The organism is Streptomyces sp. NBC_00820 (genome assembly GCF_036347055.1).
Classification (GTDB): Bacteria; Actinomycetota; Actinomycetes; order Streptomycetales; family Streptomycetaceae; genus Streptomyces.
In genome coordinates this window covers 4,761,370-4,775,438 of record NZ_CP108882.1, presented here as the reverse complement: position 1 = coordinate 4,775,438, position 14,069 = coordinate 4,761,370, and the positions used below count along the sequence as shown (strand labels likewise).

The following is a 14,069-nucleotide window of genomic DNA, read 5'->3' as shown; positions in this document are numbered from 1 at the left end:
GTTAGGAGATCACCACCTTGACGATGCCGGTGAGGGCGATCTGGGCGAGGGAGAGGGGGACGAGGAGGGTCCAGGAGAGCTTCTGGAGCTGGTCCTCGCGCAGCCGGGGGTAGGTCACGCGGAGCCAGATGACGATGAAGGCGAGGACCGCGGTCTTCAGCAGGGTCCACACCCAGCCCAGGCCGTCGGCACCCCACGGACCGTGCCAGCCGCCCAGGAAGAGGACGGTGGTCAGACCGCACAGGACGACGATGCCGGCGTACTCGGCGAGCAGGAACAGGGCGAACCTGAGGCCGGTGTACTCGGTGTACGCGCCGAAGATGATCTCCGAGTCGGCGACGGGCATGTCGAAGGGCGGGCGTTGCAGCTCCGCGAGACCGGCCACGAAGAACACCAGCGCGCCGACGATCTGCCAGGGCACCCACCACCAGTGGAAGGCGTGCAGGATGCCGGGGAGGGAGACCGTCCCGGCCGCCATGGCGACGGAGGCCGCGGCGAGCAGCATCGGAAGCTCGTAGGCGAGCAGCTGGGCGGCCGTGCGCAGGCCGCCGAGCAGGGAGAACTTGTTCGCGCTGGCCCAGCCGGCCATCAGCGAGCCGAGCACGCCGACGCCCATCACCGCGAGCACGAAGAAGATGCCCGCGTCCAGGACCTGGCCGACCGCGCCCGCGCCCGGGCCGATCGGGATGGCGAGCAGCACGAGCAGGTACGGCAGCAGGGCCACGGCGGGGGCCAGCTGGAAGACGCGGCGGTCGGCGTTGGCCGGGACCACGTCCTCCTTCTGCGCGAACTTCACGCCGTCGGCGACGAGCTGCGCCCAGCCGTGGAAGCCGCCCGCGTACATCGGGCCGAGGCGGCCCTGCATGTGGGCCATCACCTTGTGCTCGGTCTGGCCGATGATCAGCGGGAAGGTGAGGAAGACGCCGAACACGACCAGGAGTCGCAGGGCGACGTCCAGCACGTCGTTCACTGCGGGCCTCCTGTGGGGGGTTCGGGGTGGTCGGGGTTTTCGGGCTGTTCGGGGGGTTCGGGATGGTCCGAGCGGCCGGGGTTGTCGACGGGCTTGGGGGTACCGGGAGCGTCCGTGGGCTCCGTGGGCTCCGTGGGCTCCGTGGCACCCGTGGCACCCGTGGCGTCCGTGGCACCCGTGGCGTCCGTGACAGGTTCGTCGGAACGTACGGCTTCCGGTTCCGGGGTCGATTCCGGTTGCTCGAACGCCGGGCGCGCGTGATGCCACGGGGCGTCCGAGCTGCGCGGAGCCGTGCTCCGGCGGGCGGGAGTGGCGGGGGCGGACGGCTCGGCCTTCGCGGGTTCCGTCACCGTCGGCCCGGATTCGGCCGACTTCGGCTCGGTCACCGCTGACTCGTTCACCGCAGGCTCAGTTGCCGCAGGCTCGGACTCGGCCGACGCGGGCTCGGCCGACGCGGGCTCGTGGTCCCGCTGCGAGGCCGAGCCATCGGAGGCACCGCGCGCCCGTCGGGGGCGTGCCGGCGCGGGCGCCGGTGCCTGCGGGGCGTCGCCCCCGGCCGCGTCCGGCTTCCGCTCCTCCGCGCCCTGCGGCGGCCCGGCGGTCTGGCTCGCCGAGCCCTCGCTCGCGCTTCGCGTCCGGCGCGGCCGGGCGGCGGCTCCGGTCCCGGCCGGTGCCGCCGCATCCCCGGGCGCCCCAGGCGTCCCAGCAGCTCCAGCAGCTCCAGCAGCTCCAGCAGCTCCAGCAGCTCCAGCAGCAGCCTCGGCCGCGGTGTCGGCCGCCTGGCTCGCGGAGCCCTCCGCCGTCGTGCGGGCACGTCGTACCGGGCGTTCGCCGGCCGCCGCGCGTGCGGGGCGTTCCCCGGCAGCGCGGCCCGCGCCCCGGGCCGGGCGGGCCGGGGCGGCGGGCAGGGTGCCCTTGAGGGGGCCCCACTCGTTCGGGTCGGGAACGCCGGGAGGCAGCATCTGGCGGCGCTTGGGGCCGCCGTGCTCGGACTCGCCGGGTTCCTTGGCGCCGGGCCAGGCCTTGGCGACGCGGGCGGCGAGGACGAAGTCCTTGCGCAGGGGGTGGCCCTCGAAGTTCTCCGGGAGGAGGAGGTGGTCCAGCCCCGGGTGGCCCTGGAAGTCGACCCCGAACATCTCGTGGGTCTCGCGCTCGTGCCAGGCCGCGCCCGCGTACACGCCGACGGCCGACGGCAGGGCCGGTGCCCCGTGCGGGACCGTGGTGCGCACCAGCAGGCGGCGGACCGGATGCAGGGCCACGACGTGGGCGGACACGCGGAAACCGGTGCCCGGCTCGTCGACCGCGCTCAGCCAGTCGAAGTAGGTGCACGACAGTGTCGTACGGGCCGTCTCCAGGGCGGTGAGCCAGGCAGACGGCGGGACGTCCACGGTCAGGACGTCGTACGACTCCTCGGCCGTGGCCTCCGCGCCGAAGAGCTCCTCGGCGGGGGCGGGCAGCCAGCCGACCGTGGTCATCGCGCGTCCCCCTCACCGGACGCGGAGGCGGAGTCGGAGGCGGAGTCGGAGGCGGAGCCAGCGGCGGGGGTCGCGGGCGCCGCCGGAACCGGAGGCTTCACCAGACCGCTCTGCAGGGCGGCCGCGGACGTCCTCGGGGACCCGGACGGCCCGTACCGCTCCGCCAGCGACTCGTGGGCGATCTTCTCCTGGAGCTTGAGGATGCCCTGGAGCAGCGCCTCGGGGCGGGGCGGGCAGCCGGGGACGTACACGTCGACCGGGATGATCTGGTCGACGCCCTTGGTGACGGAGTACGAGTCCCAGTAAGGGCCGCCGCAGTTGGAGCAGGCGCCGAAGGAGATGACGTACTTGGGTTCCGGCATCTGCTCGTACAGGCGCTTGACCGCCGGGGCCATCTTGTCCGTGACCGTGCCGGAGACGATCATCAGGTCGGCCTGGCGGGGGCCCGGCGCGAAGGGGATGACGCCGAGGCGGATGAAGTCGTGGCGGGCCATCGACGCGGCGATGAACTCGATCGCGCAGCAGGCGAGGCCGAAGTTGAAGACCCAGAGCGAGTAGCGGCGGCCCCAGTTCAGGATCACCTTCATCGGCTCGGGGGCGAGCCGGGCGAGGGTGCCCAGGCGCTTCGGCTCGGGAAGCATCACCGGCTCCGCCGGCACGGGCTGCGCGGCCACGGGCTCCGAGACGGCCGGGTTCACGTCCATGTCAGGACGCCCTTCTTGTAGGCGTACAGCAGGCCCACGGCGAGGAAGCCCAGGAAGATGAACATCTCCACCAGGGTCGTCGCGCCGTAGCCGGGGGCGGCGAAGACCGTCGCCCAGGGGAACAGGAAGATCGAGTCGACCGCGAAGATCACGTACAGGAAGGCGTAGACGTAGTAGCGGACCTGGGTGTGGGCCCAGCCCTCGCCGACGGGGTCGACGCCGCACTCGTAGGTCAGGAGTTTCTCGGGCGTCGGCACGACGGGCCGCAGCAGGCGGCCGGCGCCGAAGGCGACCGCGACGAAGAGCACGCCGACCAGGGCGATCAGCCCCACGACCGAATAGGACGCGAAGTAACCGGCCGCGACGCTCTCAGCGGCGATCGTCGAGTCCCCCAACGTCTCCCGCACCGTCGTCCCTCGCTCCCTGACCCCGTGACCCTGACGAACCACGTGGTGCCACGCGATTCGAGGTTGTGTACGCACGGGAGTCTAGGCCCTGATAAGAGCACGGTAAGCAGGCCGTCACTGCGTGAGACGCAAGGGCCCTGCGGGGAGCGGGGGTTGGGAGTGCGTGCCGGGCGGGGTCCGGGACCGCTCGGGGGACGGGAGCCGACGGTGGGGTTTTCCCCAGGGCGGGAAGGCGGCGCACCTCATGGCGCGACGCGTGCCGGACACGGCAGGCTGACCGCCATGACCGCTCCCACCTCCGCCGCCGGCCGCGCCGCCGACGCCGACCGGCTGCCGCCCGCCCGGTTCGCCTACGACGCGTACACCTGGAAGGAGATCGCGCATCTCCTGCTGAACCTGCCGGTGGCGGTGCTCGGCTTCACGTACGTGTTCTCCGTGGTGCTGGTCAGCGGCGTCCTCACCCTCACGGTGGTCGGGCTGCCCCTGCTGGCCGCCTGTCTGCTGGGCGCCCGGCAGCTGGGCAAGCTGGAGCGGGGCCGGAGCCGGGCGCTGCTCGGGGTGCGGGTGGACGAGCCGACGCCGCTGCCGCTCGCCAGGGGCGGCGGGGCGACGCAGCGGCTGTGGATGGCGCTGAAGGACCCGGTGGCGTGGCGGACGCTGCTGTACGACTTCATCCGGCTGCCCTGGGGCATCCTCACCTTCTGCGCGGTGCTGGTCTCGCTGTTCGTGCTGTGGCCGGTACTGCCGTTCATCGCGCGCGGGCTCGCGAACGTGGACCGGGCGATGGTGCGCGGCCTGTTGTCGCCGTCGGACGAGCTGGAGCGGCGTATCGCCGAACTGGAGTCCGACCGCGGTGTCGTGGTCGACGCCGCCGCCGCCGACCTGCGCCGCATCGAGCGGGACCTGCACGACGGGGCCCAGGCCCGGCTGGTCAACCTGGCGATGGGGCTGGGCCTGGCCAAGGAGAAGCTGCTGGAGGGGCAGGCCGACGAGCATGTGGCGGCGATGGTGGAGGAGGCGCACGGCGAGGTGAAGCTCGCGCTCCAGGAGCTGCGCGACCTCGCCCGGGGCATCCACCCGGCCGTCCTCACCGACCGCGGCCTCGACGCGGCACTGTCCTCCGTCGCCTCCCGCTGCACGGTCCCGGTGCGGGTGACCGCCGATCTGCCCGCCCGGCCGGCACCGGCCATCGAGGGCATCGCCTACTTCACCGTCTCCGAGCTGCTCCAGAACATCAGCAAGCACAGCGGGGCCCGCGCCGCCTCCGTCGAGGTCTGGCGCGCGGAGGAACGGCTCCTCATCCAGGTCCGGGACGACGGCCGCGGCGGCGCCACGCTGGAGGGCGGCAGCGGGATGCGGGGCCTCGCCGAACGGCTGGGCGCGGTGGACGGCCTGTTCGTGGTCGATTCCCCGACCGGCGGCCCCACGGTCGTCACGGCGGAGCTGCCCTGGCGGGACCGCAAGGAGTGAGCCGCCCTGACGGGACCCCGCGGGGAGCAGCCTGACGGGACCCCCGCGGGGAGCAGGAAGCAGAGAGCAGGGGGTGAGAGGTACTCCCGGATGGTGGGGAAAACCCCCCGACCAAGACGCCGACGACCTCCATGGCCCGCGGCCACGCCGCACACGAGGCTGAAGTCACGGCATCGCCGCCGCCAGGACGAGCAGAAACGGGACGACACCGATGGCCACGGAGTACGGACAGGGGTACGGCGGACAGGGGCACGGACCGGGGTACGGCGGACGGGAGTACGGCGAGCGGGCGCACCTCCTGCCGGCCGGGCTGCGGGCGCCGGTGGAGTCGCGCGCCTGGCGCGAGCTCGGCTACATCCTGCTGAGCCTGCCGGTCTCGATCACGCTGTTCACCTGGACGGTGACCATGGTCTCGCTCGGTGCGGGCCTGCTGGTCACCTTCGTCGGCATCCCGGTGCTCGCGGTGGCCCTCGCCGGCTGCCGGGGCTTCGGGGTGCTGGAGCGGACCCGGGCGCGCGGGCTGCTCCACGTGGACGTGGCCGACCCGGAGCCCCTGCGGACCCGCAAGCCCGGGGTGTTCGCGTGGATGGGCGCGGTGCTGAAGAGCGGCACGTCGTGGCGGCATCTGCTGTACGCGCTGCTCCAGTTCCCCTGGGCGGTGTTCTCGTTCGTGGTGGCGGTCACCTTCTGGTCGGTGGGCTGGTCCCTGCTGACGTATCCGCTGTGGTTCTGGGTGCTCCCGATGTACGCCGGCCAGGGCGGCATCCAGCTGTACGGCGACGCGCACCACAGCGTCTACCTGGACAATCCGTTCGAGATCACGGTGACCGCGCTGACCGGACTGCTGTTCACGCTGGTCACGCCGTGGATCATCCGGGCGCTGACGACCGTGGACGGGCTGCTGGTGCGCGGGCTGCTCGGGCCCTCGCGACTGTCGGCGCGGGTGGTGGAACTGGAGTCGGACCGGGGGGTCGTGGTCGACACCGCCGCCGCCGACCTGCGCCGCATCGAGCGGGACCTGCACGACGGGGCCCAGGCCCGGCTGGTCAACCTGGCCATGGGACTGGGCCTGGCCAAGGAGAAGCTGCGGGAGGATCCGCGGGCGGCCGCGCGGATGGTGGAGGAGGCGCACGGCGAGGTGAAGACGGCGCTCCAGGAGCTGCGCGACCTCGCCCGGGGCATCCACCCGGCCGTCCTCACCGACCGCGGCCTCGACGCGGCACTGTCCTCCGTCGCCTCCCGCTGCACGGTCCCCGTGCGGGTGGAGGTCGACCTCTCCGCCCGGCCGGCACCGGCCATCGAGGGCATCGCCTACTTCACCGTCTGTGAGCTGCTGCAGAACATCAGCAAGCACAGCGGGGCACGCGCCGCCTCGGTCGACGTGTGGCGCGCGGAGGACCGGCTGATGCTCCAGGTCATGGACGACGGCGCCGGCGGCGCGGACGCCTCCCACGGCTCGGGCCTCGCGGGTCTGTCCGGTCGGCTGGACGCGGTGGACGGGGTCCTGGTGGTGGACTCCCCGCCCGGCGGCCCCACGCGTGTCATCGCGGAACTGCCCTGGCGGGGCTGAGAAAGGCCGCGTACCCGCGAGACCGGGGAAATCGCGCCCGGATCCCCGAACCGGAATCCCGCACCCGTACCCGCCCCCCGAAGCGGAATCCCGTACCCGTACCCGGCCCCGAACCGGAATCCCGCGCCCGTCCAGAGATGAATGCCGAATTCCACGATTCCCGCAGCACGGCGACGGCCCGCCACGAATACTGGAATGCTGGACTTCCGTTACGGACGGATGTCACCGGAAGGGCGGGCTGTGGGGGGCCGGGAGATCGTGGAGGACAGGGTGCGGGTGGTCATCGCCGAGGACTCGGTGCTGCTCAGAGAGGGCCTGACCCGGTTGCTGACCGACCGCGGTCACGACGTCGTGGCCGGCGTCGGAGACGCGGAGGCGCTGGTCAAGACGATCACGGAGCTGGACGCGCAGGGCGAGCTGCCCGACGTGGTGGTGGCGGACGTACGGATGCCGCCGACCCATACGGACGAGGGCGTGCGGGCCGCCGTGAAGCTCCGCAAGGCACACCCCGGGCTCGGGGTGCTGGTGCTGTCGCAGTACGTGGAGGAGCGCTACGCCACCGAACTCCTGGCCGGTTCCAGCCGGGGCGTGGGCTATCTGCTCAAGGACCGGGTGGCCGAGGTGCGGGAGTTCGTCGACGCGGTGGTGCGGGTGGCCCGGGGCGGTACGGCGCTGGACCCGGAGGTCGTCGCGCAGCTGCTCGGCCGCAGCCGCAAGCAGGACGTGCTGACGGGGCTCACCCCGCGTGAGCGCGAGGTGCTGGGGCTGATGGCGGAGGGCCGGACGAACTCGGCCATCGCCGGGCAGCTGGTGGTCAGCGACGGGGCCGTGGAGAAGCACGTCAGCAACATCTTCCTGAAGCTCGGGCTGTCCCCCGGCGACGGCGGCCATCGGCGTGTTCTGGCCGTGCTGACCTATCTGAACTCGTAACGGTCTGACACTGTGTCATGGAGCTTCTTCGGGCAACGCTCGGGCCACAACCCCTGCAATGTCCGGGGGGACGGGAAATCATGAGTTGTCAGCGCGAGATGCCGTCTCAGAAAGCCGTCCACCATACGGATGGCCACGGGAAGGCGACCCTAACCGACGTAGGGTTGATTTTGGGATGGTCCGTGGTACGGACATGCCGGGACAGCCGCCTCGAAGGAGGTCCAGTTCAGTGACCAGCCAGGTCAGCAGGACAGCGGAGCACACCGACGGAACCGTCGTGGCAGAGCAGCGCAAACCGGGCGGAGCCAAGGACGTGCGGCGCCTGAACCGGGTGATCATCCGGTTCGCGGGGGACTCGGGCGACGGCATGCAGCTCACCGGTGACCGGTTCACCTCGGAGACCGCGACCTTCGGCAACGACCTCTCCACGCTGCCGAACTTCCCCGCCGAGATCCGCGCCCCCGCCGGCACCCTGCCGGGCGTCTCCTCGTTCCAGCTCCATTTCGCCGACCACGACATCCTCACCCCGGGCGACGCGCCGAACGTACTGGTCGCGATGAACCCGGCCGCCCTGAAGGCCAACGTCGGCGACCTGCCGCGCGGCGCCGAGATCATCGTCAACACGGACGAGTTCACCAAGCGCGCCCTGCAGAAGGTGGGGTACGAGAAGTCCCCGCTGGAGGACGGCTCACTGGACGGCTACAACCTCCACCCGGTGCCGCTGACCACCCTGACCGTGCAGGCGCTGAAGGAGTTCGACCTCTCCCGCAAGGAGGCCGAGCGCAGCAAGAACATGTTCGCCCTGGGCCTGCTGAGCTGGATGTACCACCGGCCGACCGAGGGCACCGAGAAGTTCCTGGCCGGCAAGTTCGCCAAGAAGCCGGACATCGCGGCGGCCAACATCGCCGCCTTCCGCGCGGGCTGGAACTTCGGCGAGACCACGGAGGACTTCGCGGTCTCCTACGAGATCGCGCCCGCCGCGAAGGCGTTCCCGCCGGGCGTCTACCGCAACATCTCCGGGAACCTGGCCCTGTCCTACGGCCTGGTGGCCGCCTCCCGGCAGGCGGATCTGCCGCTGTTCCTGGGCTCGTACCCGATCACCCCGGCCTCGGACATCCTGCACGAGCTGAGCAAGCACAAGAACTTCGGCGTGCGGACCTTCCAGGCGGAGGACGAGATCGCGGGCGTCGGCGCGGCCCTGGGCGCGGCGTTCGGCGGCTCCCTCGCGGTCACGACCACGTCCGGTCCGGGTGTGGCGCTGAAGTCGGAGACCATCGGCCTCGCGGTCTCCCTGGAGCTTCCGCTGCTGGTCATCGATATCCAGCGCGGTGGCCCGTCGACGGGTCTGCCGACCAAGACCGAGCAGGCGGACCTGCTCCAGGCGATGTACGGCCGCAACGGCGAGGCGCCGGTTCCGGTGGTCGCGCCGAAGACCCCGGGGGACTGCTTCGACGCCGCCCTGGAGGCCGCGCGGATCGCGCTGACCTACCGCACGCCCGTCTTCCTGCTCTCCGACGGCTATCTGGCCAACGGCTCCGAGCCGTGGCGCATCCCGGACCTGGAGGACCTGCCCGACCTGCGCGTGCGGTTCGCGCAGGGCCCGAACCACACGCTGGAGGACGGCACCGAGGTCTTCTGGCCGTACAAGCGGGACCCGCACACGCTGGCCCGCCCGTGGGCGGTCCCGGGCACACCGGGCCTGGAGCACCGCATCGGCGGCATCGAGAAGCAGGACGGCTCGGGGAACATCTCCTACGATCCGGCCAACCACGACTTCATGGTCCGCACCCGCCAGGCCAAGATCGACGGCATCGAGGTCCCGGACCTGGAGGTCGACGACCCGCACGGCGCGAGGACGCTGGTCCTCGGCTGGGGCTCGACCTACGGACCGATCACGGCGGCGGTACGACGGCTGCGCACGGCCGGCGAGTCCATCGCGCAGGCCCATCTGCGCCACCTCAACCCCTTCCCGGCCAACCTCGGCGAGGTCCTGAAGGGCTACGACAGGGTGATCGTCCCCGAGATGAACCTCGGGCAGCTCGCCACTCTGGTCCGGGCGAGGTACCTGGTCGACGCCCGCTCGTACAACCAGGTCAACGGCATGCCGTTCAAGGCGGAACAGCTCGCCACCGCGCTCAAGGAGGCCATCGATGACTGACGCCACCAACGGGCTGCTGCAGCTGGTCCCCAAGGCCGAGGCCAAGCAGTCGATGAAGGACTTCAAGTCCGACCAGGAGGTGCGCTGGTGCCCGGGCTGCGGTGACTACGCGATCCTGGCGGCCGTCCAGGGCTTCATGCCGGAGCTGGGGCTGGCGAAGGAGAACATCGTCTTCGTCTCGGGCATCGGCTGCTCCTCCCGCTTCCCGTACTACATGAACACCTACGGGATGCACTCCATCCACGGCCGCGCCCCCGCCATCGCCACCGGACTCGCGTCCTCCCGGCGGGACCTGAGCGTCTGGGTCGTCACCGGTGACGGTGACGCCCTCTCGATCGGCGGCAACCACCTGATCCACGCCCTGCGCCGGAACGTGAACCTCAAGATCCTGCTGTTCAACAACCGGATCTACGGCCTGACCAAGGGGCAGTACTCCCCGACCTCCGAGGTCGGCAAGATCACCAAGTCGACGCCGATGGGCTCGCTGGACGCGCCCTTCAACCCGGTGTCACTGGCGATCGGCTCGGAGGCGTCCTTCGTCGCCCGCACGATCGACTCCGACCGCAGGCACCTCACCGACGTGCTCCGCGCGGCCGCCGACCACCCGGGCACGGCGCTGATCGAGATCTACCAGAACTGCAACATCTTCAACGACGGCGCCTTCGACGCCCTCAAGGACAACCAGCGGGCCGAGGAGGCGCTGATCCGGCTGGAGCACGGCCGGCCGATCCGCTTCGGCGCCGACGGCTCGCGCGGTGTCGTACGGGACCGGCGCACCGGGGAGCTGACGGTGGTGACCGTGACGCCGGAGAACGAGGCCGACGTCCTGGTCCACGACGCGCACTCGACGTCCCCGACCACCGCCTTCGCGCTCTCCCGGCTGGCGGACCCGGACACCCTGCACCACACGCCGATCGGTGTGTTCCGCTCCGTCGAGCGGCCGGTCTACGACACGCAGATGGCCGACCAGCTCGACAGCGCCGTCGAGCAGCAGGGCAAGGGCGACCTGGGCACGCTGCTGGCGGGCGGGGACACCTGGACGGTCATCGGCTGAGACGGAGACCGCTGCGGCGGCTGCGGCCGCTGTGACGGTTGTGACGGCGAGGCCCGGGACGTGACTTGGCGTCCCGGGCCTCGCCGTGTCCCGGGCCTGGCGCCTCTGCCCGCTGCCCGCTGCCCGCTGCCCGGCGTCCGGCGTCCGTCCGCCGTCGCTTGTCATGACCGTATAGCGGTACGGACATGACAGAGGGGGTCGCTCGGCGCTACCTTCCTCCTCGCGTGCCTGCGAGTGAAAAGGAGGGGCCCGTGGCCGGATCGTCCAAGGGTGAACACCGGATAGGTCTGCTGAACGGTTTCGCCGCCTACGGGATGTGGGGGCTGGTCCCCCTGTTCTGGCCCCAGCTGAAACCTTCGGCGGCCGCGGAGATCCTGGCCCACCGGATGGTGTGGTCCCTGCTCTTCGTCGTCGTCGCCCTGCTCGTCGTACGGCGCTGGGCCTGGGCCGGGGAGCTGCTGCGGCAGCCGCGCCGCCTCGCGCTGGTCGTGCTGGCGGCCGCCGTCATCACCGTGAACTGGGGCGTCTACATCTGGGCCGTGAACGCCGGCCATGTGGTCGAGGCCTCCCTCGGGTACTTCATCAACCCGCTGGTGACCATCGCGATGGGCGTGCTGATCCTGAAGGAGCGGCTCACGCGACTGCAGTGGGTGGCGGTCGGGGTCGGCGTCGCCGCCGTGGTCGTGCTGACCGTCGGCTACGGCCGGCCGCCGTGGATCTCCCTCTGCCTCGCCCTCTCCTTCGCCGTCTACGGGCTGGTGAAGAAGAAGGTCGCCCTGGGCGGGGTCGAGTCGCTGGCCGCCGAGACGGCGATCCAGTTCCTGCCCGCGCTCGGCTATCTGCTGTGGCTCGGCACGCACGGCGGGTCCACCTTCACCGGCCACGGCGCCGGACACTCCGCCCTGCTCGCCTCGACCGGCGTCGTCACCGCGCTGCCGCTGGTCTGCTTCGGCGCCGCGGCCATCCGGGTCCCGCTCTCCACGCTGGGGCTGCTGCAGTACCTGGCGCCGGTCTTCCAGTTCGTGCTCGGCATCATCTACTTCCACGAGTCCATGCCGCCGGAGCGCTGGGCGGGCTTCGGCCTGGTGTGGCTGGCACTGGTGCTGCTCACCTGGAACGCGATGCGCTCCGTGCGGCGGGCGCGGGTGGTCGCGGCGGGGCCGCGCGTGAAGACGCCCGGGGCGCCCACGAAGACGCTCGACACGCCTGAGATGTCTGGGGCTCCTGGGGCGCCTGAGATGTCTGCGACGCCTGGGACGCCTGGGACGCCTCAGGCGTCAGCTCCGGTGGACGCCTGACGGCACTTCCCGGCGCCGGCCCGGTCTCGTGCCGGGCCGGTCACGCCTGGGCGGCGGCCCGGCCCGCGCGGTCGGTGAGGCGGACCATGCGGGTGCGCGCCGACTCCAGCGGGCGCGGGTCGTCGGCCGCGGGTCCGGGCTCCGCCGTCAGCTCGGTCCACAGGCCGATCAGCTCGCGCCCCATCCGCAACCCCTCCTCGGGGTCCCGTACCGCACGCCAGGCGGTGGCCGCGCTGCGCACATTGCCGTAGGCGGCCTCCGCGTCCCGCACCTCGCGGCGCCCGCGGGCCGTGTCCAGGGAGAGCCGGAACGCACGGGCCGGATCCCCGGCCAGGTAGGCGATGTAGGCGGTCAGTTCCCGCAGGTGCAGCACCTCGCGGTGCCGATCCCCCAGCACTGCGGACGCCTCGGCGACCGCACGCTCGGCGAGTTCCGCCGCCACCTCGATACGGCCCTCCCGGACCGCCTCGTTGATCCGCGCCATCGGCCCGGCCAGCAGCTCGGCCCCCTCCACCGTCTCGGTCACCGGCTCGTCCCCGAGCACCTCTTCGGCGATGGCGTCGAACCCGCGGGGCGGGGTGGGGGCGGGGTTCGGGACGGGGGCGGCCTCGGGCTCCGGGAAGGCGATCGGCGTGATCCCGGTCTGCCGGACGGCCCCGGAGTCGCGTACGGAATCCATGACGGGGGCAGGCCCGAACACCCCGGTCGGCGCCTGCACCGTACCCGGTGCGACCGGAACGCTCGACACAGCCAGGGCGCTCGGCGCCACCGGAGTACTCGGCTCCACGGAAGCGCGCGGCACCGCAGGGGTACGCGGCACCGCCGGACCGCGCGGCGCCGCCGGCGGAGTCAGCCGCACCGGGGCCCCCGTCACGCGGCTGGAGCCGTCGGTCGCGACCTCCAGCGGAACCACACAGCCGGTGCGGTCGTCGTGGATCGTGGCGCTCACAGGTGCCCCGAGGCTGATGGCGAGGCGGTGGAGGTGGTTCAGCACGGTCTGCTGGATGTCCTCGCCCGGCGCCGCCGCGACCGCCGTCCCGTCCATCGACGCACCGCCCGTGCCGGACACCCGGACGCGCACCGCCGCCCTGCGTGCCACGGGCCCCTGTGCCCGCTTCTTCTCGAAGCTGAGTCGAGACATCGGTATTCCTCACTCCCCCGGCGTCACGATCCGGTCGTACCCGTCCTACCGACCAGTCTGTCCACCGGAACCGGCTCCAGCGTCACCGCGACGTCACAGCCTCGCACCAGCCGCACCCTTGAAAGCAAGTGCTTGCATGTGCATAAAATGCAGACACCTTTAATCGCGGTACGACATCGCTCACTCCGGGGGACCCATGAGCCGCCGTTTCCTCTTCGTCCTGGGCAGCGCCCGCAGCGAAGGAAACACCGAGATCCTGGCCCGCGCCGCCGCCGAGCAGCTGCCTGGTGACGTGGAGCAGCAGTGGATCCGGCTGGCCGAGCTCGCGCTTCCGGACTTCACGGATCTGCGGCACGACAGCGATCACGTGCGGCCGGAGGCGGACACACCGGCCGGCGTGCTGCTGGACGCCACCCTCGCGGCCACGGACATCGTGATCGCCTCACCCCTGTACTGGTACTCGGTGTCGGGCCTCACCAAGCACTACCTGGACCACTGGTCCGCCTGGCTGCGCACCCCGGGCGTGGACTTCAAGGCGGCCATGGCGGGGCGGACGCTGTGGGGCGTGTCGGCCATGGCGGACCGGGAACCGTCGGTCTCCGACCCGCTCGTCGGCACCCTCAACAACTCGGCCGCCTACCTGGGGATGCGCTTCGGCGGGGTGCTGCTCGGCAACGGCAGCGCGCCCGGAGACGTACTGAAGGACACCGAGGCGCTGACGCGGGCGAAGACGTTCTTCGCGCAGGACGCGCCGCTCGCGCGCTTCCCGTACCAGGCCGGCTGAGGCTCCCGCCCCGGCGGGGCGCGGCGCGACACGGCGCGTCGGGACGCGTCGGGACGCGTCGGGGCCGTCGGCGGCACGACCCGCTCCCGTCCCGGCCCGTGCGGAACC

The 14,069-nt window shown here is 72.0% G+C and carries 12 protein-coding genes; 7 read left to right on the top strand and 5 right to left on the bottom strand.

Going from position 1 to position 14,069, the window contains the following annotated elements; translation table 11 throughout:
• Nucleotide 1: 1 nt before the first annotated feature.
• Genes OIB37_RS21605 through OIB37_RS21590 form a run of 4 tightly spaced genes read right to left on the bottom strand, consistent with a single transcriptional unit; the run spans nucleotide 2 to nucleotide 3,556 of the window.
• Nucleotides 2-970: a complex I subunit 1/NuoH family protein gene (locus tag OIB37_RS21605; protein WP_330459255.1), complete on the bottom strand. Its 969-nt coding sequence runs from the start codon at nucleotides 968-970 to the stop codon at nucleotides 2-4.
• On the bottom strand, nucleotides 967-2,445 hold the full coding sequence (locus OIB37_RS21600; RefSeq protein ID WP_330459254.1) for an NADH-quinone oxidoreductase subunit C: 1,479 nt from the start codon (nucleotides 2,443-2,445) through the stop codon (nucleotides 967-969). Before OIB37_RS21600 ends, OIB37_RS21605 begins: the two co-directional genes overlap by 4 nt.
• Entirely contained in the window at nucleotides 2,442-3,149 is a 708-nt protein-coding gene (locus OIB37_RS21595; RefSeq protein ID WP_330459253.1) for an NADH-quinone oxidoreductase subunit B, read from the bottom strand. The genes OIB37_RS21600 and OIB37_RS21595 overlap by 4 nt, the downstream gene beginning before the upstream one ends.
• A complete protein-coding gene (locus OIB37_RS21590; protein ID WP_330459252.1) occupies nucleotides 3,140-3,556 on the bottom strand; it encodes an NADH-quinone oxidoreductase subunit A in 417 nt (138 codons plus the stop codon). Before OIB37_RS21590 ends, OIB37_RS21595 begins: the two co-directional genes overlap by 10 nt.
• A gap of 282 nt (nucleotides 3,557-3,838) precedes the next feature.
• On the opposite strand from OIB37_RS21590, the gene OIB37_RS21585 reads away from it, so the two are divergent.
• The 6 genes from OIB37_RS21585 to rarD all read left to right on the top strand — a co-directional run bounded on the left by OIB37_RS21585 (nucleotide 3,839) and on the right by rarD (nucleotide 12,036).
• Nucleotides 3,839-5,026 carry a sensor histidine kinase gene (locus tag OIB37_RS21585; protein ID WP_330459251.1) on the top strand — a complete coding sequence of 396 codons (1,188 nt, stop codon included), beginning with the start codon at nucleotides 3,839-3,841 and terminating at the stop codon, nucleotides 5,024-5,026.
• A gap of 211 nt (nucleotides 5,027-5,237) precedes the next feature.
• Complete coding sequence (locus OIB37_RS21580) at nucleotides 5,238-6,596, top strand: sensor histidine kinase (protein ID WP_330459250.1); 1,359 nt, start codon at nucleotides 5,238-5,240, stop codon at nucleotides 6,594-6,596.
• A 219-nt stretch (nucleotides 6,597-6,815) separates the two neighbouring features.
• Complete coding sequence (locus tag OIB37_RS21575) at nucleotides 6,816-7,526, top strand: response regulator transcription factor (protein WP_330461921.1); 711 nt, start codon at nucleotides 6,816-6,818, stop codon at nucleotides 7,524-7,526.
• A gap of 229 nt (nucleotides 7,527-7,755) precedes the next feature.
• Nucleotides 7,756-9,684 carry a 2-oxoacid:acceptor oxidoreductase subunit alpha gene (locus tag OIB37_RS21570; RefSeq protein ID WP_330459249.1) on the top strand — a complete coding sequence of 643 codons (1,929 nt, stop codon included), beginning with the start codon at nucleotides 7,756-7,758 and terminating at the stop codon, nucleotides 9,682-9,684.
• The gene (locus OIB37_RS21565; protein ID WP_330459248.1) at nucleotides 9,677-10,738 is read left to right on the top strand and encodes a thiamine pyrophosphate-dependent enzyme; all 1,062 of its coding nucleotides are present in this window, start codon (nucleotides 9,677-9,679) and stop codon (nucleotides 10,736-10,738) included. The genes OIB37_RS21570 and OIB37_RS21565 overlap by 8 nt, the downstream gene beginning before the upstream one ends.
• Nucleotides 10,739-10,989: 251 nt before the next feature.
• Nucleotides 10,990-12,036 (top strand): EamA family transporter RarD, encoded by a 1,047-nt coding sequence (gene rarD, locus OIB37_RS21560; protein ID WP_330459247.1) that lies wholly within the window; start codon nucleotides 10,990-10,992, stop codon nucleotides 12,034-12,036.
• A gap of 40 nt (nucleotides 12,037-12,076) precedes the next feature.
• Here the strand turns inward: rarD and OIB37_RS21555 are convergent, their stop codons facing one another.
• Nucleotides 12,077-13,177: a tetratricopeptide repeat protein gene (locus OIB37_RS21555; RefSeq protein WP_330459246.1), complete on the bottom strand. Its 1,101-nt coding sequence runs from the start codon at nucleotides 13,175-13,177 to the stop codon at nucleotides 12,077-12,079.
• A 196-nt stretch (nucleotides 13,178-13,373) separates the two neighbouring features.
• On the opposite strand from OIB37_RS21555, the gene OIB37_RS21550 reads away from it, so the two are divergent.
• Nucleotides 13,374-13,961: a flavodoxin family protein gene (locus OIB37_RS21550; RefSeq protein WP_330459245.1), complete on the top strand. Its 588-nt coding sequence runs from the start codon at nucleotides 13,374-13,376 to the stop codon at nucleotides 13,959-13,961.
• Nucleotides 13,962-14,069 lie beyond the last annotated feature (108 nt).